Here is a 21,181-nt window from a genome sequence, read left to right as displayed (position 1 = left end):
TGGAAATGATCAACAATGATCGATATTGATCATTTAACGCAAAGCAGGGAGAGCAGCGTGCCGAACGGCACCACCATTGTCATCGATCTGGGCAAGACGCTCAGCAAGGTCAGTCTCTGGGACCCGGCCGGTCAGATGCTCGACCGCCAGGTGCGGCCGAATACGCCGATCGAAGTCGATGGAGTGCGCCGACTCGACGCCGGTGGCACCGCACAGTGGCTGCTCGAAACGCTTGGACGGTACGCGGGGCATCCGGTCCGGACGATAGTTCCCGTTGGCCACGGTGCCGCAGTCTGCGCGCTGGATCAGGGCCGGCTCGCCTTTCCGCCGCTCGATTATGAAGAAGAGCTGCCCGACGAATTGCTTGCCGAGTATCGCGCGGCACGGGACCCGTTTTCGGTCACAGGCTCCCCGGCGCTTTCCGGCGGATTGAATTTCGGCGCGCAACTGTTCTGGATGGAGCGGTTGTATCCGGAGATCATGGCCCGCGCCGCGCTGGTGCCCTGGGCGCAATACTGGGCCTTTTTCCTGACCGGTCGCGCGGTCAGCGAGGTCACCAGCCTGGGCTGTCATTCAGACCTCTGGAACCCGCGAGCGCAGGATTTCTCGTCCCTCGCCGGACGCATGGGATGGGCCGAAAAGCTGAAGCCGGTCGTGCGTGCAAGTGATGTAGTCGGAACGCTGACGCCGGACATCGCGGCAGCCACGGGTCTTTCACCGGACGTCGAAGTCCTGGCAGGGTTGCACGATTCGAATGCCGCGCTTCTCGCCGCGCGCGGATTTGCCGAGATTGCGGACAACGAAGCGACCGTCCTTTCGACCGGCACCTGGTTCATCGCGATGCGGACACCGCGAAGGGTACCGGCACGGACCGTTGACACGGCGGTGCTGCCGGAAGAGCGCGATTGCCTGGTCAATGTCGATGCCTACGGCAATCCGGTGCCCTCGGCGCGCTTCATGGGTGGGCGCGAGATCGAAACGCTGATCGAGATCGATACGCGCAGGGTCGACATCAAGCCCGACCAGCCGGCGCTGCTTGCGGCGGTGCCCGAAGTGCTCAGGAACAACCGCATGATCCTGCCCACCCTGTGCGGCGGTTGCGGCCCTTACCCGAACGCGACCTTCACCTGGGTCAACCGGCCGGACGACTGGTACGAACGCCGGGCGCTCGCCTGCCTTTACGCCGCGCTGGTCGCCGACACGTCGCTGGACCTTATCGGCGCATCGGAGCGCCTGCTGGTTGAAGGGCGCTTTGCCGAAGCTGAAGTCTTCGTGCGCGCACTCGCCACACTTCGCCCGGATTGCCAGGTCTTCACCGCCAACGCGCACAACGATGTATCCTTCGGTGCCCTGCGGCTGATCGATCCGGGCCTCAAACCGCAGGGCGACCTTGTGCGGGTGCGACCGCTCGATGCCGATCTCGATACCTATCGCAGTCGCTGGCTGGCAGAAGTGGAAGCCGCAAACGTGAGCAACGCCGCATGATCGCCGCCTCGATCCCCGACTACCGCGAACTCGCCCGCAAGCGGCTGCCCCGGTTCCTGTTCGAATACATCGACGGCGGCTCGTATGCGGAAGTGACGCTGCGCCGGAACATCGCCGACCTCGAAAACATAGCGCTGCGCCAGCGGGTGCTGCGCGACATGTCGCAACTCGACCTTTCGACCGAGCTGTTCGGCCACAGACAGGCCTTGCCTGTCGCCCTTGCGCCGATTGGCCTCGCCGGGATGAACGCAAGGCGCGGCGAATGCCAAGCCGTGCGCGCAGCCGAAACGGCGGGCATCCCCTTTACCCTTTCGACCGTCTCTGCCTGCTCGATGGCCGAAGTCGCCCGCGCCGCCAGCCGGCCGTTCTGGTTCCAGCTCTACATGATCCGCGACCGCGGCTTCATCCGCGAGCTGTTGCAGGAAGCGGTCGAGCTCAAGTGCTCGACGCTGGTCTTCACCGTTGACATGCCGGTGCCGGGAAGCCGCTATCGCGATTACCACTCGGGCCTTGCCGGCGCGCCGGGCCTGCAGGGGGCGGTGCGGCGCGCCCTGCAAGGTGCAATGAAGCCAGACTGGGCTTGGGACGTGGGCGTCATGGGCCGGCCCCACGCGCTCGGCAACGTCGCCCGCAAGCTGCAGGGCAAGACCGGAATCGAGGACTTCTTTGCCTGGATGCGCGAGAACTTCGACAACTCGATCTCTTGGAAGGATCTCGATTTCATCCGCTCGGAATGGAACGGTCCGTTGGTGATCAAGGGGCTGCTCGATCCCGAGGACGCGCGCGAAGCCGCCGCGATCGGCGCCGATGGTATCGTCGTTTCGAACCACGGCGGCCGGCAGCTCGATGGCGTGCTGTCCACCGCACAGGCGCTGCCTCCCATTGCCGAGGCCGTGGGCGACCAGCTCACCGTGCTTGCCGACGGGGGTGTGCGTTCGGGCCTGGACGTTCTGCGCATGCTGGCGCTCGGGGCGAAAGGCGTCTTGCTTGGCCGGGCCTGGGCCTTTGCCCTTGCCGCGCGCGGGCAGGCCGGGGTCGAGCACATGCTCCGCCTGATCGACGCCGAGATGCGCGTCGCGATGACGCTCACCGGCGTCGCCTCCATTGCCGAGATCGACCGGTCGATCCTCGCACAACGATAAAACGACAAGGAAGGGATTGGATCGATGGGCGGGAACCCTTTGCTGGGCGTGCTTTTCCACTGGATCGGAGGGTTTTCCTCGGCCAGCTTCTACGTGCCTTACAAGCGCATCCAGCGCTGGTCGTGGGAAGTGTTCTGGCTTGCTGGCGGCCTGTTTTCATGGGCGATCGCCCCTTGGGTCTTCGCTGCCTTGCGCACCGAAGACCTGCTCGGTGTGCTCTCGTCGGCTCCACGCGAAACGCTCGCCTGGTGCTGGTTCTGGGGCGCGATGTGGGGCTTTGGCGGTCTCACCTTCGGCCTGACGATGCGGTATCTCGGCCTCTCGCTCGGCATGGCGGTGGCGCTAGGGCTGACCACTGTCATCGGCACGATGGGGCCGCCGATCTTCCACGGCACCATTGGCGAAATCGCGGCAAAGTCCAGCGGGCAACTCACCCTGCTGGGCATTCTCATCACCCTCGTCGGCATCGTCGTGGTCGCACGTGCGGGCAGCGCCAAGGAACAGGATCTCGGCGGCCAGGCCTCGGAAGGCGTGGCCGAATTCGACTTGCGCAAGGGCCTGCTGATCGCGGTCTTCTCAGGCTGCATGTCGGGCTGCTTTGCCTGGGGGCTCGACGCCGGCCAGGCAATCCGCGACCTGACCCTTGCCGCCGGCACCGATCCGCTGAGCCAGGGCCTGCCGGTGCTCTGCGTCGTCCTTGCTGGCGGCCTGACCACCAATCTTCTGTGGTGCGCCTATCTCATCGGCAAGAACCGCAGCTTCGGCCAGTTCTTCGGCGCCGTCTCCGATCCCGAGAATGGCGGGCGGGCGCCGCTGCTGACCAACTGGCTGCTTGCCGCGCTGGGCGGAACGCTGTGGTACGGCCAGTTCTTCTTCTACACGATGGGCGAAAGCCAGATGGGCCGCTTCGGCTTCTCGTCCTGGACGCTGCACATGGCATCGATCATCCTGTTTTCTACGCTGTGGGGTTTCGCTCTCAAGGAATGGAAGGGCGCGAGCCCCCGCACCCGAACGCTCGTCTGGACTGGCATCGGCCTACTTGTCGGTGCGACTGTCGTCATCGGCATCGGCAACATGATCGACGCTTCGACCGTGACCGCAGGCTGAGCGCGACATCGTCAGGAACGATGGAATTCGCTCAATTCTTGCTGCATAGGCGTCACAGCAGGTTTCAGGGGCCAAACACGACCATGCACGCGGCCGAACGCGAAAGAATGATCATCGAGGCGCTGCGCCCGACCGGGTTCATCAGCTATCGCGATCTGGAGGCGCTGCTGGATGCTTCCCCCGCGACGATCAGGCGCGACCTGACGCGTCTGGAAGAGGACGGCAAACTCGTTCGCGTCCACGGCGGGGCGAAACAGCGCGAAGAAGAGGCAGACACCCGCAACCTTCTTGGCACGCCGTTCGATCTGAACATCACGCAGAACCTGTCCTGGAAGCAGGCCATCGGCAGGGCGGCTGCAGCGCTGTGCCGCCCCGGTGAAGGCGTGATGATCGATGGCGGCACCACTACCTTGCAGATGTGCCCGCACCTTGACGGCCTTGGCCTGCAGGTGCTGACAAATTCGCTGCACATCGTGAACGCCCTGCTGGGTCAGGCCAGCACGCGCATCCTCGTCCCGTCAGGGGCGGTTTTCAGGGAACAGAACATCATCCTGGCCCCTGCGGGCGAGGAATCCATGCCTCGCTTCCACGCCCCGCGGCTGTTCATGGGGGCCGCCGCTGTCGGTCCGCAGGGCGTCATGCAGGCCGACCCCGTACTCGTCGCTGCAGAGCGGAGGCTGATCGACCGTGCCGAAAAGGTCATCCTGCTGGTCGATAGCAGCAAGTTCCGCACGGAATCAGGCACGATCGTGTGCGGTCTGTCCGAAATCGACACCCTGATCACCGACGGCAACATCTCCGATCACACCGCGGCGATCATCGAGGACGCAGGAATAGAGCTGATTCGCTGCTGAGCCCCTATCTGCGGCGGTAGCGGAAGTACCACACCTCGTGCCCGTAGACGGTGCGGGCTTTGTGTTCGTAGCGGGTTTCGGGCCAGCCGCCGGGGCGCACCTGAAAGTCCCGCGCTTCCTTCGCCAGCCACTCAAACTGGTCGGTGTGGCGCTGCATCACGCCAAGTGCGTGGCGCAGGTAGACCGCATGGTCGGTGCCGAAGCGGAATTCGCCGCCCGGCCTGAGCTTGGCGGCGAACAGATCTACCGGCCCATCGTTCATCATCCGGCGCTTGGCGTGGCGCGCCTTGGGCCAGGGATCGGGGTGGAGCAGGTAGAGGAACGAGAGCGCGCCATCGGGAATGCGGCGAAGCACTTCGAGCGCATCGCCATGGTGTATCCGCACGTTGCGGATCGGCGGATGCGCGCCGCCATCGCCATCGACGTGGGTCAGCGCCTGGGCCACGCCGTTGAGGAACGGTTCGGCGCCGATGAAGCCGTGATCGGGCAGCATGTCGGCACGGGCGGCCATGTGTTCGCCGCCGCCGAATCCGATCTCGAAATGAAGCGGGCAATCCTGCCCGAACAGCGCGAGGGCCGTGACCGGACCATCGGCGGGCACCGCGATCTGCGGCAGCAGGTTGTCGACCAGCGCCTGTTGCCCGGCGCGCAGGGGCTTGCCCTTGGCGCGGCCATAGAGGCGATTGATCGTGGTCGGGTCACCGGGCTTGTGGGCGGTCATGGGCTCTCTCGGAAATTGCGGGGCCGATGGCAGGCATGGCGCGGTTTGGCAACCGGCGCGCGCCGAGCCGGTGGCTCCACGAAAAAATTGGGATGGACGCCCGCGGGGCCGTGTGATGATCAATCGACCTTGATGGTAGCGGAACTGACCGGCCCCGATCTAGATGCGTCGCTGGGAGCGCTGAGCGACCGCGAGCGCGAGATCCTGGGCTTGCTGACCGCCGGGCACACAGTGAAGTCGATTGCGGGGCTTCTGGGCCGCTCCGAAGCATCGATCAACGAACGCCTGCGCGATGCGCGCCGCAAGACCGGGATCGGCAGTAGCCGCGAACTGGCCCGGCTGCACGATGCCTGGGCGGCGGGACAGAAAAATCGGGACGAGAAAATCGACCTACACACGGCTGATGGTGGAGCCGATCAGGGGTCCATGCCGCCCCGATCGGGGTGGCGCCTTTCGAGAGGAGCCATTGCCATGCTGATCCTTCTACCCGCCATCGCCCTCGGCGGCTTGCTGTCGATGACCGATTCGCCCTGGCGCGCCGCTGCGCCTGACCGCACCACGACGGCGGCGGCGGCCCCATCGCCGCTGGTCGGCCGGTGGGCGCTCGACGTAGCACGCATTCCGGCCGAGGAGCGGCCCAGGGGCGTGACGATCGCCTTTGCGACCGGGGGGGACCGCAAATGGACCACCGATGTCGAGATCACCGCGCCCGACGGTTCGGTGATGAAGGCGCATTCGACCGCTGCAACCGATGGCGTGGCGGTGCCGGTGAGCGGCAACTTCGCCGCCATCGATACCGCCTCGCTGCGCCAGCCCGCGCCGAACACGCTGGTGATGACGCTGGGCAAGGGGGGCCAGCCGATCTCGACCCGGGTCTATGCGGTAGCCAAGGACCGGCGCACGATGACCGAGACGATCGTGTGGGCGGGCAAGGACCTGCCCAAGCTGGAGACCACGGTGTTCCGCCGCATCGAATGAAGGAGCATCGACGGACGCCGCCGGCACGCAAAAGGAAACGGCTCGCGCTGGTGGGCGCGAGCCGTTGCAGAGGTGTGAAGGGGGGTCGAGCGGTTCAGGCCGCTTCGATTGCACTCATGTCGTCCGGATCGCGCAGCACGTAGCCACGGCCCCAGACGGTTTCGATGTAGTTTTCGCCGCCGCAAGCATGCGCGAGCTTCTTGCGCAGCTTGCAGATGAACACGTCGATGATCTTGAGTTCGGGTTCGTCCATGCCGCCATAGAGATGATTGAGGAACATCTCCTTGGTCAGCGTGGTGCCCTTGCGGAGCGAAAGCAGCTCCAGCATGGCGTACTCCTTGCCCGTGAGGTGGACGCGGGCGCTGTCGACCTCGACCGTCTTGGCGTCGAGGTTGACCGAAAGCTTGCCGGTGCGGATGACCGACTGCGAATGACCCTTCGAGCGGCGCACCACGGCGTGGATGCGGGCGATCAGTTCCTCGCGGTGGAAGGGCTTGGTCACGTAGTCGTCGGCGCCGAAGCCGAACGAGCGGACCTTGCTGTCCATTTCCGAGATGCCCGAGAGGATCAGCACCGGGGTCTGCACCTTGGCGACGCGCAGCTTCTTGAGCACGTCGTACCCGTGCATGTCGGGCAGGTTCAGGTCGAGCAGGATGATATCGTAATCGTAGAGCTTGCCCAGATCGAGGCCTTCTTCACCGAGGTCGGTGGAGTAGACGTTGAAACCCTCGGCGCTCAACATGAGCTCGATCGCCTTGGCGGTGGTCGGCTCGTCCTCGATCAGCAGCACACGCATGTAAGTGCCCCCTAATGCCATTCCCCGGCGCGGATCCGACATGGCCAGTCGTTTGTGATCCTGCGCTCTATTAACCATAGGAGGAATGAACGTTAAAGGTTAATTTATCGTAACCGCTCCAAAGTGAAGATGATCGTTTACGGCATTTTCCCTGAATATACGTGATCTTGCGGGCGGGAATGGATGTGCGACGCAACACAAGCGCTTAAATTGAACCGCGCAAAGCCACCCTCAGGCGCCGGCGACTCCGAGGCTGGACGCGGCTTCGCGCAGGCGGCGGGCATTTTCCTGATCGTTGCGCAGCGCGGCAAGGCCATCCTGCAGCGCCTGCGCCGCACGCGCCGGCTGGCCTAGCTGCATGCGGCTGCGCATCAGCATGATCCAGCCTTCGGGGTTCTCGGGCCGCGCCTTGAGCTTGGCTTCAAGACCATCGACCATGCCGTTGATCATCGCTTCCTGCTGCCCCTTGGGTAGCCCGGCGGCGGCGCGCATCTCGGTGCTGGTCGGCCCGGGAATGGCCCCTGCAGCCAGTTTTGCGCCATCTGTGGCCATGCCGCCCGCCGGCGCTGCGAACTGCGCTTCGGCCAGGCGCTTCTCGACGTCGATCTTGTACTTGTCGGCAACGTCGCGAATCACCTTGCGGATGTCTTCGGCATAGGGCGCATCGGCCGGGGTATCGGCAAGCAGCGCGAACCACGCGTTAATCGCGCGGCGGTGGTTGCCGGCAAGGTCCATCGCCACCGCCTTGAAGTAGCGGGCGCGCGCGTCCTTGGGATCGAGCTTGAGCGCCTTGTCGAAGGCCGCGCGCGCATCGGGCGGGATCCGGCCTTCCTTGTTGCTGGCGAGCACCAGCGCCTCGCCCAGGAACGAGAAGGTTTCGGCATGCTCGGGATCGAGCTTGGTCGCCTTCCTGAGCGCGGTGGCCGCTTCGGCGTAGCGTTCGGTCTGGAAGTAGGACCAGCCGAGCATGCGCCAGCCTTCGGCGTCCTCGGGATTTTCGGCGAGCCGCTTTTCAAGCTTGGCGATGACATCGTCGACCGAGGGCGTCTGGCTTTCGGTCGGCGCGGGCGGCTGCGGCTGGACCAGCGCGACATCTTCGTGCGGCTTGCGGAAGGCGGCCACGCCGCCCGCGGCCAGGGCCACGGCGGCGGCAAGGCCCAGCACGACCTTGCCCGCACGACCGGATGCCGCACCCGCTGGTGCGGGCGCCGTGCCGGTCGATCGGGAGTCAGCCTCGGTCATCGCTTGCTCCTGCCCTGCGCCGCCCATGCGCGCAACGTCTTATCGACGCGCCGCATATCGCGCACGCGCCGCCGAGCGCAAGAGAACGCCGCACTTGTGGCGGCCGCCCGCCTTGGACGGTCGCCTTCGCGGGGCAAATTGCTGCTGGCAAACGGGCCGTCTTGCGCTAAGGTCAGGCTCCAAACGGGTTCGCGCCAAACGGAAAAGACGACAGGGGGGCAAACGCGCGCGCACCAGCGCCGGTCTCTCTGTGGGCGGGGGACACTGGACCTGTGAGCGTGCTCTACAAGGTGGCAATCGTCGGGTCGGGCCCGGCCGGGATGAGCGCGGCCAGCCGCGCCGCGCAGCTGGGGCTGGATCACGTCCTGCTGGAAAAGACCGACCACCTGTCGGACACCATCTTCAAGTACCAGAAGGGCAAGCACGTGATGGCGACGCCATCGCAGCTGATCCTGCGATCGGACCAGGAGTTCGACGCCGGCAAGCGCGAGGATATCCTCGAGCGCTGGAACGCGCGCACCGCCGCGCTGGGCGTCAACGTGAAGTACAATGCCGACGTGAAGGAGATCCGCGGCACCGGACCCGCGATCGAAGGCTCGGTCCAGACGATCGTCACCCGCGCGCGCGACGGATCGACCACGACCACGCAGATCCAGCGCCACGCCCCGCCCTATGCGATCGAGCTGACGAACGGCGAAACGGTCATGGCCGAGACGGTGGTCCTGGCCATCGGCACGCAGGGCAACCCCAACCTGATGCGCTGCCCCGGCGCCGATCTGCCGCACGTGACCTATCAGCTCGACGACCCCTACGCCGTGCTCGATCAACATATCGTGGTCGTGGGCACGGGAGATGCGGGAATCGAGAACGCGCGCGGCCTGGTCGAGGACCCGGCGCAGGGCAATGTGGTGACGGTGCTCAACCGCAGCCCCAAATCCACCAACGTGCGGGAAAGCTTCGCCACCGCCAAGGAACCCAACGCCAAGGCCCTGGTGGAGGACGACGCCGCCGGCAAACTGACCATCCGCTACGAATCCGAAACGAAGGCGATCGAGCCGGGCTGGATCACGCTCAGCACCCGCGATGGCGAGGAACGCATTCGCTGCGACCGGATCATCGCGCGCATCGGTTCGGCCCCGCCGCGCGCCTTTGTCGAAGGCTGCGGCATCGAATTCGCCAGCAACGACCGGCTGGCTTTCCCGACGCTGTCGCCGCAGTTCGAATCGAGCGCGCCCGGCATCTTCGTGATCGGTGCGCTGGCCGGCTATCCGCTGATCAAGCACTGCATGAACCAGGGCTACGACGTGGTCGAGTTCATCGCCGGCAACCGCGATTTGAAGCCCGCCGACGAACCGCTGCTCGAAGCCAAGTTCGCAGGGCTGCCCGGCAAGCGCAGCGTCAACGAATGGCTGGAGTTCCTGCGCACGCGCGTGAGCATCCTCGAAGGCATGACCACGCTGCAGCTGCGCGAGTTCATGCTCGATTCCGATGCGCACTTCTATTCGGCCGGCGCGACGGTGTTCGAGAAGAACGATCCCGGATCGTCGTTGTTCGCCATTGCCGACGGATCGGTCAACGTGCGGCTAGACCCCAACGATGCCAGCAAGGTGGTGCCGATCCCGCAAGGGTCTATCTTCGGCGAAGTCGGCCTCATTTCGGGCCGCCGGCGCGGCGCAACGATCGTGGCCGCCGAAGACTGCATCTGCGTAGAGATCAGCCGCAACGCCGCATTGAAGCTGCAGAGCCAGGTGCCGACCGCCAAGCGCGCGATCGAACGCATCTCGATCGAGCGCCAGCTGCTGCAGATGTTCGGATCGGGGCTGACCAAGGAAGATGTGGCCGAGGTGGTGCAAACCGCCAAGATCATGTCGGTCCGCGCGGGCGATGCGATCATCAAGGAAGGCGACGACGACAAGGACATCTACGTCATCCGCGTCGGCTCGATGATCGTGGAAAAGGAAGTTGGTGGAAAGCCGGTTTTCCTGTCCTACCTTCCCGCCGGTTCCTATGTCGGCGAGATGGCGCTGATCGATGGCGGGCAGCGCACCGCCACGGTGCGCGCGGCGATCAAGAGCGAGGTGATCAAGGTCGATGGCGAAGCCTTCGGCCGCGTGCTGGCGGCGAAGCCCGCCCTGCTGGAGCGCGCGCGCAAGGACATGGAGGTGCGCCGGCGCACCAACGCCTTCGTCGAATCGAAGAAGGACAGCTTTTCGGGCGTCGTCGACCTCTATTCCGAGCAGGCCAAGTTCCTTGTCAGCCAGGGCCTTGGCGAAGCGACCGACGTTCTGCTGATCGACGAGCGGCTGTGCGTAGGATGCGACAACTGCGAGAAGGCCTGCGCCGACAGCCACGACGGCCTGTCGCGCCTCGACCGCGAGGCGGGCAAGAGCTTTGCCCACCTGCACGTGCCGACCAGCTGCCGCCACTGCGAACACCCGCACTGCATGGCCGATTGCCCGCCCAACGCGATCCAGCGCGGACCCGACGGCGAAGTGCGGATCAACGACACCTGCATCGGCTGCGGCAACTGCCAGCGCAACTGCCCCTATGGCGTGATCCGCATGGACAAGGTGCCACCGAAGAAGCCCGGCCTGCTGAGCTGGCTGTTCTTCGGCAAGGGGCCGGGGCCGGGCGAACCATCCTACAAGTGGTCGAAGAAGAACACCAAGTACACCGGCGATCCCGCCGTGGATGAAGCGCTCGACCGCAAGAAGGCGATCAAGTGTGACATGTGCGCGGGAATCGAAGGCGGTCCCAGCTGCGTGCGCGCCTGCCCCACGGGCGCTGCCATCCGCGTCTCGCCCGACGAGTTCCTGACCGTCGCGCGGCTCGAGAACGAGGGGGCCTGACGGGATGGCGAGCATCGCACCGCGCCGCCGCACCGGCGCCAGCCGCGAACGCACGAGCACGCACGAGGGCTTCCTGGCCCACCGCGACTTCCGCTGGCTGAAGATCTCCGCAGCGCTCGCGGCGCTGCTGATCGCGCTCTACCTGTTCGTGCCGCTGCCGGGGACGCATTTCGGATCGAGCTGGCTCGGTTATACGCTGGGCACCATCGGCGCGCTGCTGATCCTGTGGCTGACCATGCTCGGCGTGCGCAAGCGGGCGATCACGCCGGGGCGCTGGAGCCTGAAGGCGTGGACCAGCGCCCATGTCTATCTGGGGATGCTGCTGATCGTGGTCGGCACGCTGCATTCGGGCTTCGCGTTCGGCTGGAACGTGCACACGCTGGCCTGGGCGCTGATGATGCTGGTGATCGTGTCGGGCATGTTCGGCATCTGGGTCTATGCCACGCTGCCGCGCGCGCTGTCGGAAAACCGCTACGACGCCGAAGGCGCGATTACCGAAAAGCAGATGGTCGAGGCGATCCGCTCGCTCGACCGGCAGATCCACGATGCCGCGCAGCCGCTCGACGCCGAAAGCGCGACGCTGGTGAACCGCAGCCTGGAAGAAGATCCCTTCGCGGGAACGTTCTGGAACCGCCTGACCGGCCGCTACCCGCGCGATGCCACGCGCGGCGCGGCAGCCGAACTGCGCCAGCGGCGCGCCTTCCTGCCGCGCCGCGCCGACGATCCGCTCGACAAGGTGGACGCGCTGCTCACGCGCAAGGAGGCCATGCTGTCGCGCATGCGGCGGCACCTGAAGCTCAAGACCTGGTTGCAGGCGTGGCTCTATGTCCACGTGCCGGTGACCTTCGCCCTGATCGCCGCGCTGTCCGCGCACGTGATCGCCGTGTTCTTCTACTGGTAAGGGCGGCACGATGACGTTCCTGGTCCGCCAGATCGCGCTCAAGTCCAACGGCGAGGAGATCGTCCGCCCCACCACGGTGGAAGGCGCCGAGCTGCTGATCGGCCGCGATTCGGCCTGTGCCGTCCACCTGCCCGACCTTGCGGTCGATCCGCGCCATGCCCACGCGGTAATCGAGGGCGATGGCACGCTGCTGGTCGAATCGGTGGGCGACCAGCCGTTCGAAGCCGACGGGCGCAGCACCACCCGTACGCGCATCGATCTGGGCGTGGGTGCGGAACTGGGCTTTGGCGGCCATCGCATCACGGTTTCGCGCGATGGCGAAAGCGGCGCGGCGGTGCTGACCGTGCGGCGGGTGGAGGTCGTTTCGGAAAGCGCCGAGGACATCGACCTTGGCACCGCCTTCACGCTGAAGGGCCTGCTGCCGGGCAAGCGCGTGTCGGCCTGGGCCTTTGCTGCGCTGATGCTGGTGGCGTTCCTGGCCGTGCCGATCTGGTCCTATGCGACCTACCAGCCGCTGGCGATGCACAAGGATGCGCGGCGGCCTGCCGGAATCCATGGCGATACCGCCTGGTCGTCCGGGCACCTCAGCCTTGCCCACCACAACCTGGAAAACGACTGCCAGGCCTGCCACACGAAGGCCTTCGTCGCGGTGACCGACAACGCCTGCCTGTCGTGCCACAAGGAAGACGCGCACAACCACATTCCCGATGGCGCACGGCTGCTGCGCGCGCGCGGCGAACCGCAGGGCATGGCGCGGCTGACCCAGGCGGTGGCCACCGCGTTCAACCGTCCGCAAGGCAGGTGTGTCGCATGTCACACCGAGCATGAGGGGGCAGGTGCTATGCCGGCCACCCGGCAGCAATTCTGCACCGATTGCCACGACGGATTGAGGACGCGCTTGCCCGACAGCAAACTCGACAATGCCGCCGATTTCGGCACGGCCCACCCGCAGTTCCGCCCGACGCTGATCGCGGCGGTGGCGCCGGGAGGCAAGCCGGTGTTCGCGCAAGTAAGCTGGGCGCCGGGGCTGAAGGAGGCGAACGGCCTTAAGTTCACCCACGCGCAGCACCTGTCGCACAGCAACGGCGTGGCGCAGATGGTCCGCCGCCGTCCGGGGCGCTTTGCGGCGAATGACGCACTCGGCTGTCAGGATTGCCACAAGACCGAGGCTGGCGGCGCGCGGTTCAAGCCGGTGGTGATGGAAGAGGCGTGCGAAAGCTGCCATTCGCTGACCTTCGACCAGGTGGGGGGCACGTTCCGCACGCTGCGCCATGGCGAACCCGAACAGGTCGTGGCCGACCTGCGCTCTTTCTATCGCGGCGGCGCGCCGGCCCGGCCGGCAACGCTTTCGGGCCTTGGCCGCCGCATTCCCGGGGACGCAGCGCGCGCGGCGAGCGCGGCCGATTATGCCCGGGCGGTGCATTTCTATCCCGTGCGTGGTGATCAGGCGGTGGCCCAGGTGTTCGGCCAAGGCGGCATGTGCGCCGATTGCCACGTCATCACCCGTGGCGGAAGCGCCGCGACCGACGGCTTCACCGTCCAGCCGGTGGCGCAGAACACGCGCTACTACCACGTCGGTTGGTTCGACCATTCGGATCACCGCAAGACCGACTGCGCCACCTGCCACACCGGCGCCAAGAGCTCGAATGATGCACGAGACCTGCTGGTGCCGGGCCTCGATGGCCCGGGCGGCTGCCGTTCGTGCCACGTGGGCGAGACCGGCACGAAGCTGGCAGGCGCACACGTGACCGATCCGGTCAAGTCGGGCTGTGCGATGTGCCATGCGTTCCATATGGACGCCAACGATCCGACGGGAGGACAGCCGTGGAAGCCAGCCGACCAGCGCAAGAAGCGCGCGATTGTCACCACGGCGGATGCGGATCGGCCGCGCCGCGTGGCACTGGCACGCTAGGCCGCATTTCATGCTGATTGCCCAGATCACCGACATCCATCTCGGATTCGAGCCGGACACGCCCGACGAGTTCAACCGCCAGCGGCTCGACCGCGTGCTCGCGGAGCTTTCGGGCCTGTCGCCCCGTCCCGATCTGCTGCTGCTGACAGGCGACCTGGTCGATCGCGGCGACGTCGCAAGCTACGAACGGCTGCGAGAGGCGCTCGATGGCCTGCCCTTCCCCGTGCACTTCGCGCTGGGCAACCACGACGAGCGCGCGACGTTCCGGTCGGTGTTCCCCCAGGCGCCGTTCGCCGGCGGTTTCCTGCAGTACGCGATCGAGGACCCGACGCTGCGGCTGCTGGTACTCGATACGCTGGAAGAAGGCCGCCACGGCGGCGCGTTCTGTGACGAACGCGCGCGCTGGCTGACCGATCGCCTGGATGAAGCGCCCCACCAGCGCACGTTGATCGTGCTGCACCACCCGCCGATGGAAGTGGGCATCGCGTGGATGAACACCGACCCCGCCGAACCTTGGGTCGCGCGCCTCGCTGGGGTACTGGGGGGCCGCGCCAATGTCGTCGGCCTGATCTGCGGGCATATCCACCGCGCGATTACCGCGCGGTGGGAAGGCCACATCGTCGCCACCTGCCCTTCGACCGCGCCGCAGGTAGGGCTCGACCTGCGCCCGCTCGATCCCGACCAGCCCGACGAGCGGGCGCTGATCATTGCCGATGCGCCAGGCTATGCCCTGCACTGGTGGAACGGTCGCGAGCTGATCACCCACTGGGACAGCGCGGGCGAGAAGGACGTGCTCGCCCGGTTCGATGCGCGGCTGCAGGGGATGGTCCAGCACATGATGGCCGAGCGGCCCGGCCGCGCCGCAGCGGAATAGCGGTCAGCGCACCCCGGCGAGCGCCTTCTGCCGGCGCCGCTGTACCGAACTGCCGAGCCCGATCGCCTCGCGGTACTTGGCGACCGTGCGGCGTGCGAGATCGAACCCGCGTCCCTTCAGCAGGTCGACCAGCGCATCGTCCGAAAGGATCGCCTTGGGATCTTCGGCATCGATCAGCTGCCGGATCGCGGCCTTGACCGCTTCGGCCGAAACCGCGCCTTCGCCATCGGTGGAGGCAACGCCCGACGTGAAGAAGTACTTCAGTTCGAACGTGCCGCGCTCGCAATGCAGGTACTTGTTCGACGTGACGCGGCTGACGGTCGATTCGTGCATCTCGATCGCTTCGGCGACGGTGCGCAGCGTCAACGGCCGCAAATCCGCGACGCCGTGGCGGAAGAAGCCGTCCTGCTGCTTCACGATCTCGGCCGCGACCTTCAGGATCGTCTTTTGCCGCTGGTCGAGCGCCTTCAGCAGCCAGTTCGCATCGGCCAGCTTTTCGCCGAGCCAGGCCTTGGCCTCCTTTGCGACGCAGGCACCGCGCATTTCGACATAATAGCGGCGATTGACGACGAGGCGCGGGAGCGTCGCCTGGTTGAGCGCGATGTCCCAGCCGCCGCCGCTGGCGCGCACCAGAATGTCGGGCACCACCGCTTCGGCCACGCCGCCACCGAACCGCAACCCGGGCTTGGGATCGTAGCCGCGCAGTTCGGCCAGCATGTCAGCGAAGTCCTCATCATCCACGCCGCACATGCGCTTGATGCGGGCGAGTTCGCCCCGCGCAACGAGATCGAGGTTGTCGATCAGGCGCGCCATGCACGGATCGTAGCGATCGGCCTCGCGGGCCTGGAGCGCGAGGCATTCTGAGAGGCTGCGCGCGCCGACGCCGGTGGGATCGAGCGACTGGACCAGTTCGAGCGCCGCCTCGATCGTCGCCAGCGGGAGGCCGAGCGCCTGGGCCGCTTCCGACAGCGGCAGCGAAAGGTAGCCCGCCTCGTCCAGCTGGTCGATCAGCCAGCGCGCAACGAACAGCTGTTGGTCATCGCGCGCCGCCGCGCCGACCTGGGCGTGGAGATGTTCGGCCAGCGTCGCCTCGACACTGCCGCGCTCGTCGATTTCAAGGCCTTCGCCGCCGCCCGAAATACGTTGTTCGCCATCGAAAGCTGTGCCGCCGTCGCCCCCGCGCCCATCCCCGGTATCGCGATCGCGGTCGAGCGCGGTCGGGTCGATATCGAGCGGGCGATCCTCGTCGGCGCGCCCTTCGCCGACAAGCTGGTCGACGGGGGAGCTTTCAAAGTGTGTACGACGCAGCTCCTCCGGAGCCTCCGGCGCATCGGCCGGTCCGGCTTCGCCCAGTTCGAGCAGCGGATTGGAATCGAGCGCCTCGCCGATGAAGGTCTCGATCTCGAGGTTGGACAGCGCCAGCAGCTTGATCGCCTGCTGCAGCTGCGGCGTCATGACGAGCGACTGGCTCTGGCGGAGATCCAGCCGTGGTCCTAGCGCCATCTTGTCCCTCCCCCCGGCTGCCCGCTTTAGAGCGTGAAGCCTTCGCCGAGGTAAAGCCGGCGCACGTTGGGATCGGCGACGAGCGCTTCGGGGCTGCCCGCGAACAGCACCTGCCCGCCGTAGATGATGCAGGCGCGATCGACGATATCGAGCGTTTCGCGCACGTTGTGATCGGTGATCAGCACCCCGATGCCGCGACGCTTAAGGTCCTTCACCAGGTGGCGAATGTCGCTGATCGACAGCGGATCGATGCCGGCGAAGGGTTCGTCGAGCAGGATGATCGACGGCTTGGCGGCAAGCGCGCGGGCAATTTCGCAGCGACGGCGTTCGCCGCCCGACAGCGCCATCGCCGGGCTGGTGCGCAGCCGGGTAAGGCCGAATTCATCGAGCAGGCGATCGAGCTCTGCGGCGCGCACGTCCTTGTCGGGTTCGATCAGTTCGAGCACCGTGGCGATGTTCTGTTCGACCGTCATGCCGCGGAAGATCGAGGTTTCCTGCGGCAGGTAGCCAAGCCCGAGGATCGCGCGGCGGTACATCGGCAGCTTGGTGATATCGACGCCATCTAGCAGGATCCGGCCCGAATCCGGCCGCACCAGCCCCATAATCGAATAGAAGCAGGTGGTCTTGCCCGCGCCATTGGGGCCAAGCAGGCCAAGCACTTCGCCCTTGCCGACCGACAGCGAAATGTCGGTCAGCACCGCCCGCTTGTCATAGCTCTTGGCGATCGAGACGACCTCCAGGCCGCCCGGAATGGTGCCGACGGCTGACGGCGGCGATACGGTGGCCGCGCTGGCGGCAGTCTCGGCATTCATCGGATCTTGGTGACCGTTAGGCTGTTGAATCGAAAGTGTCGGTTGCAGCCATAGCGGTCAACGCGGGCGCGGCAAAGCCCGTGCGAGCCGATCTGGCAGGATTTGTGCATGGAACGACGAGTGCGCGCCCCCCGTTCCACAGAGGGACCAAGACTTGCTTGAAACCCGCAGCGACAGATGTTCTACTCGTTTGCGGGAGAGTGAAAACAAGCGGGGTGGCAGATGGAAAGGACGTCGGCCTTTTCGAGGCGAGCCGTCGACTGGCGCAAGCGGATGAGCGACACCGTCGCCTACGGGCTGCTGGTCTATACCGGCTTGCAGATTTTCGTGACGATGCAGGCGATTGAAGTGGGGCATTCCGCCTCCATGCTGCCGATGCTGGCGCTCGTGGTGCTGGTCGCTGCGGTCATTCCGCTGTTCCGCCGGTTCGAGCGGCGCTGGGAGCATCTGGACGATGCAGCCGCGCACGATCCCGCGCTGCGTTCTGCCTGCCGGCGCGACCAGCTGATCGTGTGGGCATGCTCGATCGGCCTTCCCTTTCTGCTGACCGCGCTGTTCAAGGCTGTGTCCACGCTGTTCTGAGCCGCTTCCCGCGCGATTGTGGTAGGACGCCCCACGCGCTAAGGCGCGCGTCTTCCATCCCGCAGGAGGTGCTTTTCACATGCTGTCGCCCGACCAGGCCGAGGAGCGTTGCAATGCGCTGATCGAACGTGCCCGCCGCATGGGTGCGCATGCCGGGGATGCGAGCTATCATGGCAGCTCCGCGGAATCGGTGCAGGTCCGGCTGGGCAAGCTCGAGGACGTGGAGCGTTCGGAAAGCGAGCAGATCTCGCTGCGCGTGTTCGTTGATGGGGCTTCCGCCTCGATCGGATCGAGCGACCTTGGCGACGCCGCGCTCGACGAACTGGCCGAACGCGCGGTGGCGATGGCACGACTGGCGCCGGTGGACCGCTTCGCCGGCCTCGCGCCTGCCGAACTGCTGCTTCAGGGGGAAGCACCCCGGCTCGATCTGGAGGATCGCACCGCCGTCGAGCCCGCACAGTTGCGCGCGCTGGCAGAGGAAGCCGAGGACGCCGCCCGCGCGGTGCAGGGCATCACCAACAGCGAAGGCGCCAGCGCCAGCGCCGGGGCGGGGATCTTCGCGCTTGTCACCAGTCACGGGTTCTCCGGCTCGTACGGTGCCACCAGCTTCAGCATCTCGGCCAGCGTGCTCGGTGGCGAAGGCAGCGGCATGCAGCGCGACAGCGCGTGGCGCAGCGCCCGGTTCTTCGCTGACCTTCCCGCGCCTGCCGAGATCGGCCAGCTTGCCGCAGAGCGCACCGTGCGCCGCCTTGCCCCCGCCCGCGTGCGCAGCGGCCCCGCCACCGTGGTGTTTGATCCGCGCGTCGGCGGTTCGCTGATCGGCCACCTGCTGGGCGCGATGTCGGGCGCATCGATCGCCCGCCGCGCCAGCTTCCTGCTGGGCAAGGATGGCGAACAGCTGTTCGATTCCTCGATCACCCTGCTTGATGAACCGCACCGGCTGCGCGGCCTGCGCTCGCGCCCGTTCGACGGCGAAGGGCTGCCCACGGCGGCGCGCAAGCTGATCGACAATGGCCGCATGACCGGCTGGATGATGGACAGCGCCGCTGCGCGCCAGTTGGGTGGCGATCCCACCGGCCACGCCGGTCGCGGTGGATCGGGTGCGCCGCACGTCACGCCCAGCAACCTGGTGCTGCAGCCCGGCGAACTGACCCCCGCCGCGCTGATCGCCGACATTGCCGACGGGGTCTATGTGACCGAACTGATCGGACAGGGCGTCAACGGCGTGACCGGCGATTACAGCCGGGGCGCTTCTGGCCTGCGCATCGTGAACGGCGAGATTGCCGGGCCGATCGCCGAATTTACCGTGGCGGGCAACCTTGTCGATATGTTCGCAGGCATGCGTGTCGCCAACGATCTGGTGATCGAGCGCGGAATCGACGTGCCGACCATCCGGATCGACGGGATGAGCGTGGCGGGCGACTGAGCCCGCCCTTTTCGGGAACAGGTTGCGGTGCGGGGCGCTTGCCTTCGCATGCGCCCCGTCATTCGCCCCCTGCTCGCTCTCCTGCTCGTCAGCGTGGCGCCGCCGTTGCTGGCGCAGTCCAGCCCCTCGGTGCTGCCGTCCGCCAGCGCGCCCCCAGCACAGCCGAGCGGGGAAATCGCGACGGACGAGGCCGTCAACGACGATGCCAAGGTGGCGCAACGCATCCGCACGATCTTTGCCGAAATCCCCGCGTTGCAGCCGGTGACGGTACGGGTTTCGGCGGGCGTGGTGACGCTGACCGGCACGGTTGCGGACCAGGCCGCGATCGACCAGGCCGCCAGCATCGCCGGGCGGCTTTCGGGCGTGGTGACGGTCCAGAACCGGCTTGAACGCAATCTTCAGGTCGAACGCAATCTCAGCCCTGCGGTGTCGGGCGTCACCGACAGGATCGTCGGGCTATGGCGGGCGCTGCCGCTGATCGGCGTTGCACTGCTTGTCGCGGTACTGGTCGGCTTTGCCGGTTACGCGCTTGCCGGGCGCAAGCGACTGTGGGCCCGCGTGGCACCCAATCCATTCCTGGCCGAACTGATCGAGACGGCGATCCGTTTCGTCTTCGTCGTGGGCGGGATTGTTCTGGCGCTGGAAATCCTGGGCGCGACCGCCCTGCTCGGCGCCGTGCTGGGTGGCGCTGGCGTGATCGGCATCGCGCTGGGGTTTGCCGTCAGGGATTCGATCGACAACTACGTCTCGTCGCTGATGCTGTCGGTGCGCCAGCCGTTCCGCGCCAACGATTCGGTGCGGATCGACAATCACGAAGGGACCGTCGTGCGCCTCACCAGCCGGGCGACGATCCTGATCACGGGCGATGGCAACCACTTGCGCATCCCCAACAGCACCGTGTTCAAGGCGGTGATCCTGAACTTCACCGCCAACCCGCAGCGCAAGTTCACGTTCGACTATCCGCTGGCGCAGGATGCCGACCCTTGCCACGCACGGGGTGTGGGGCTCGACGTGCTGCGCAAGCTTGATTTCGTGCTGGCCAAGCCAGAGCCCGGGGCCGAGCTGGTCGATATTGCCGGGGCGACGCAGGTGTTGCGCTTCGGCGCCTGGGTCGATCAGCGACACAGCGATTTCGGCAAGGCGCGCACGAATGCGATGGAGGCGGTGCGCCATGCCCTTCGCGAAGGCGGCTTCCCCGCCGCCTTGCCGGGATCCCGCGTCCGGCTGGAACGCAAGGACGAGGATGCGCTCTCGCCCGCCGCCCCGGCGCCGGGCGCTGCGCCGGTGTCAGCCAGTGCCGACGTCGCGCCCGAAAGCCACATCACGCAGATGGCGGAGCGCGAACGCGCCGGCAAGAAGGACGGACAGGATCTGCTCGATACCAGCCGCCCCGTGGAATGACGCGCCGCGCAAGGATGCCGCGCATCATTCCGGCTTGATCAGTCAGCCTTGTCGGCGTTGTAGCGCTCGATCGCCTCGAGCGTGATGCGCTTGGCATCCTCGGCGCCGCCCCAAGTGCCGACGCGGACCCACTTTTCCTTCTCCAGATCCTTGTAGTGGGTGAAGAAGTGTTCGATCTGCTGCAGCACGATCTCGGGAAGGTCGCCCTTCTCGGCGACATCGCGGTAATAGGGGAAGGTCTTGTCGTCGGGGACGCAGACCAGCTTTTCATCGCCGCCATGCTCGTCTTCGAGGTTCAGCACCGCGATCGGACGCGCGCGCACCACCGAGCCGGGCACGAAGGGCGAGCGGGCAATGACCAGCGCATCGAGCGGGTCGCCGTCGGGCGAGAGCGTGTGCGGCACGAAGCCGTAGTTGGCAGGATAGCGCATCGGCGTGTGCAGGATGCGATCGACGAACAGTGCACCCGAAGCCTTGTCGAATTCGTACTTGACCGGTTCACCACCAACCGGAACCTCGATGATCACATTGAGGCATTCGGGGGGATTGTCGCCCGTCGGAATCATGTCGATGCGCATGGTCTGCCTTCGCTGCTG

At 66.4% G+C, this 21,181-nt stretch carries 18 protein-coding genes; 12 read left to right on the top strand and 6 right to left on the bottom strand.

Annotated features, from left to right (window positions below):
* Window positions 1–57: 57 nt before the first annotated feature.
* The 4 genes from AACH40_RS18330 to AACH40_RS18315 all read left to right on the top strand — a co-directional run bounded on the left by AACH40_RS18330 (window position 58) and on the right by AACH40_RS18315 (window position 4,588).
* Window positions 58–1,485 carry an FGGY-family carbohydrate kinase gene (locus tag AACH40_RS18330; RefSeq protein ID WP_338643603.1) on the top strand — a complete coding sequence of 476 codons (1,428 nt, stop codon included), beginning with the start codon at window positions 58–60 and terminating at the stop codon, window positions 1,483–1,485.
* On the top strand, window positions 1,482–2,627 hold the full coding sequence (lldD, locus tag AACH40_RS18325; RefSeq protein ID WP_338643602.1) for an FMN-dependent L-lactate dehydrogenase LldD: 1,146 nt from the start codon (window positions 1,482–1,484) through the stop codon (window positions 2,625–2,627). The genes AACH40_RS18330 and lldD overlap by 4 nt, the downstream gene beginning before the upstream one ends.
* 24 nt (window positions 2,628–2,651) lie before the next feature.
* Complete coding sequence (gene rhaT / locus AACH40_RS18320; RefSeq protein WP_338643601.1) at window positions 2,652–3,734, top strand: L-rhamnose/proton symporter RhaT; 1,083 nt, start codon at window positions 2,652–2,654, stop codon at window positions 3,732–3,734.
* An 83-nt stretch (window positions 3,735–3,817) separates the two neighbouring features.
* Window positions 3,818–4,588, top strand: a complete 771-nt coding sequence (locus AACH40_RS18315; RefSeq protein ID WP_338643600.1) for a DeoR/GlpR family DNA-binding transcription regulator — start codon at window positions 3,818–3,820, stop codon at window positions 4,586–4,588.
* Between the two features lie 4 nt (window positions 4,589–4,592).
* Here AACH40_RS18315 and trmB read toward each other — a convergent pair whose 3' ends face one another.
* A complete protein-coding gene (trmB, locus tag AACH40_RS18310; RefSeq protein WP_169493778.1) occupies window positions 4,593–5,309 on the bottom strand; it encodes a tRNA (guanine(46)-N(7))-methyltransferase TrmB in 717 nt (238 codons plus the stop codon).
* A gap of 132 nt (window positions 5,310–5,441) precedes the next feature.
* Between trmB and AACH40_RS18305 the strand changes: the two genes are divergently transcribed.
* The gene (locus AACH40_RS18305; protein WP_338646186.1) at window positions 5,442–6,287 is read left to right on the top strand and encodes a helix-turn-helix transcriptional regulator; all 846 of its coding nucleotides are present in this window, start codon (window positions 5,442–5,444) and stop codon (window positions 6,285–6,287) included.
* A gap of 94 nt (window positions 6,288–6,381) precedes the next feature.
* Here AACH40_RS18305 and ctrA read toward each other — a convergent pair whose 3' ends face one another.
* Together ctrA and AACH40_RS18295 are read right to left on the bottom strand one after the other, a co-directional pair.
* Entirely contained in the window at window positions 6,382–7,083 is a 702-nt protein-coding gene (gene ctrA / locus AACH40_RS18300) for a response regulator transcription factor CtrA (RefSeq protein ID WP_169493779.1), read from the bottom strand.
* A 231-nt stretch (window positions 7,084–7,314) separates the two neighbouring features.
* Window positions 7,315–8,325, bottom strand: a complete 1,011-nt coding sequence (locus AACH40_RS18295) for a tetratricopeptide repeat protein (RefSeq protein ID WP_338643599.1) — start codon at window positions 8,323–8,325, stop codon at window positions 7,315–7,317.
* 320 nt (window positions 8,326–8,645) lie between these two features.
* Between AACH40_RS18295 and AACH40_RS18290 the strand changes: the two genes are divergently transcribed.
* The 4 genes from AACH40_RS18290 to AACH40_RS18275 are packed head-to-tail and all read left to right on the top strand — an operon-like array spanning window position 8,646 to window position 14,861.
* Window positions 8,646–11,174, top strand: a complete 2,529-nt coding sequence (locus AACH40_RS18290) for a cyclic nucleotide-binding domain-containing protein (RefSeq protein WP_338646184.1) — start codon at window positions 8,646–8,648, stop codon at window positions 11,172–11,174.
* A 4-nt stretch (window positions 11,175–11,178) separates the two neighbouring features.
* On the top strand, window positions 11,179–12,075 hold the full coding sequence (locus AACH40_RS18285) for a hypothetical protein (RefSeq protein WP_338643598.1): 897 nt from the start codon (window positions 11,179–11,181) through the stop codon (window positions 12,073–12,075).
* Between the two features lie 10 nt (window positions 12,076–12,085).
* The gene (locus tag AACH40_RS18280; protein WP_338643597.1) at window positions 12,086–13,987 is read left to right on the top strand and encodes a cytochrome c3 family protein; all 1,902 of its coding nucleotides are present in this window, start codon (window positions 12,086–12,088) and stop codon (window positions 13,985–13,987) included.
* A 10-nt stretch (window positions 13,988–13,997) separates the two neighbouring features.
* A complete protein-coding gene (locus AACH40_RS18275; protein WP_338643596.1) occupies window positions 13,998–14,861 on the top strand; it encodes a phosphodiesterase in 864 nt (287 codons plus the stop codon).
* A 3-nt stretch (window positions 14,862–14,864) separates the two neighbouring features.
* On the opposite strand, the gene rpoN is transcribed toward AACH40_RS18275, so the two are convergent.
* Both rpoN and lptB read right to left on the bottom strand, forming a co-directional pair.
* On the bottom strand, window positions 14,865–16,364 hold the full coding sequence (gene rpoN, locus AACH40_RS18270) for an RNA polymerase factor sigma-54 (protein WP_338643595.1): 1,500 nt from the start codon (window positions 16,362–16,364) through the stop codon (window positions 14,865–14,867).
* Window positions 16,365–16,390: 26 nt separating this feature from the next.
* Window positions 16,391–17,176 carry an LPS export ABC transporter ATP-binding protein gene (gene lptB, locus AACH40_RS18265; RefSeq protein WP_338643594.1) on the bottom strand — a complete coding sequence of 262 codons (786 nt, stop codon included), beginning with the start codon at window positions 17,174–17,176 and terminating at the stop codon, window positions 16,391–16,393.
* Between the two features lie 273 nt (window positions 17,177–17,449).
* Here lptB and AACH40_RS18260 point away from each other — a divergent pair, with 273 nt between their 5' ends.
* From AACH40_RS18260 to AACH40_RS18250, 3 genes are all read left to right on the top strand, one after another.
* The gene (locus AACH40_RS18260; RefSeq protein ID WP_240959744.1) at window positions 17,450–17,758 is read left to right on the top strand and encodes a hypothetical protein; all 309 of its coding nucleotides are present in this window, start codon (window positions 17,450–17,452) and stop codon (window positions 17,756–17,758) included.
* 79 nt (window positions 17,759–17,837) lie between these two features.
* Complete coding sequence (locus tag AACH40_RS18255; protein ID WP_338643592.1) at window positions 17,838–19,184, top strand: TldD/PmbA family protein; 1,347 nt, start codon at window positions 17,838–17,840, stop codon at window positions 19,182–19,184.
* Between the two features lie 48 nt (window positions 19,185–19,232).
* The gene (locus AACH40_RS18250) at window positions 19,233–20,585 is read left to right on the top strand and encodes a mechanosensitive ion channel domain-containing protein (protein WP_338643591.1); all 1,353 of its coding nucleotides are present in this window, start codon (window positions 19,233–19,235) and stop codon (window positions 20,583–20,585) included.
* 38 nt (window positions 20,586–20,623) lie between these two features.
* On the opposite strand, the gene ppa is transcribed toward AACH40_RS18250, so the two are convergent.
* Window positions 20,624–21,163 (bottom strand): inorganic diphosphatase, encoded by a 540-nt coding sequence (gene ppa, locus AACH40_RS18245; protein WP_169493790.1) that lies wholly within the window; start codon window positions 21,161–21,163, stop codon window positions 20,624–20,626.
* Window positions 21,164–21,181: the final 18 nt, after the last annotated feature.

It is taken from the genome of Novosphingobium olei, assembly GCF_037076535.1.
Lineage (GTDB): Bacteria > Pseudomonadota > Alphaproteobacteria > Sphingomonadales > Sphingomonadaceae > Novosphingobium > Novosphingobium olei.
Note: the sequence above shows the minus strand (reverse complement) of the source record. Positions and strands in the feature narration are given on the sequence as shown.

Bases quoted from the DNA above. Each gene is read 5' to 3' on its own strand.
- lldD (WP_338643602.1), top strand. From the start codon at position 1,482: ATGATCGCCGCCTCGATCCCCGACTACCGCGAACTCGCCCGCAAGCGG.
- rhaT (WP_338643601.1), top strand. From the start codon at position 2,652: ATGGGCGGGAACCCTTTGCTGGGCGTGCTTTTCCACTGGATCGGAGGG.
- AACH40_RS18315 (WP_338643600.1), top strand. From the start codon at position 3,818: ATGCACGCGGCCGAACGCGAAAGAATGATCATCGAGGCGCTGCGCCCG.
- trmB (WP_169493778.1), bottom strand. From the start codon at position 5,309: ATGACCGCCCACAAGCCCGGTGACCCGACCACGATCAATCGCCTCTAT.
- AACH40_RS18305 (WP_338646186.1), top strand. From the start codon at position 5,442: ATGGTAGCGGAACTGACCGGCCCCGATCTAGATGCGTCGCTGGGAGCG.
- ctrA (WP_169493779.1), bottom strand. From the start codon at position 7,083: ATGCGTGTGCTGCTGATCGAGGACGAGCCGACCACCGCCAAGGCGATC.
- AACH40_RS18295 (WP_338643599.1), bottom strand. From the start codon at position 8,325: ATGACCGAGGCTGACTCCCGATCGACCGGCACGGCGCCCGCACCAGCG.
- AACH40_RS18290 (WP_338646184.1), top strand. From the start codon at position 8,646: ATGAGCGCGGCCAGCCGCGCCGCGCAGCTGGGGCTGGATCACGTCCTG.
- AACH40_RS18285 (WP_338643598.1), top strand. From the start codon at position 11,179: ATGGCGAGCATCGCACCGCGCCGCCGCACCGGCGCCAGCCGCGAACGC.
- AACH40_RS18280 (WP_338643597.1), top strand. From the start codon at position 12,086: ATGACGTTCCTGGTCCGCCAGATCGCGCTCAAGTCCAACGGCGAGGAG.
- AACH40_RS18275 (WP_338643596.1), top strand. From the start codon at position 13,998: ATGCTGATTGCCCAGATCACCGACATCCATCTCGGATTCGAGCCGGAC.
- rpoN (WP_338643595.1), bottom strand. From the start codon at position 16,364: ATGGCGCTAGGACCACGGCTGGATCTCCGCCAGAGCCAGTCGCTCGTC.
- lptB (WP_338643594.1), bottom strand. From the start codon at position 17,176: ATGAATGCCGAGACTGCCGCCAGCGCGGCCACCGTATCGCCGCCGTCA.
- AACH40_RS18260 (WP_240959744.1), top strand. From the start codon at position 17,450: ATGAGCGACACCGTCGCCTACGGGCTGCTGGTCTATACCGGCTTGCAG.
- AACH40_RS18255 (WP_338643592.1), top strand. From the start codon at position 17,838: ATGCTGTCGCCCGACCAGGCCGAGGAGCGTTGCAATGCGCTGATCGAA.
- AACH40_RS18250 (WP_338643591.1), top strand. From the start codon at position 19,233: ATGCGCCCCGTCATTCGCCCCCTGCTCGCTCTCCTGCTCGTCAGCGTG.
- ppa (WP_169493790.1), bottom strand. From the start codon at position 21,163: ATGCGCATCGACATGATTCCGACGGGCGACAATCCCCCCGAATGCCTC.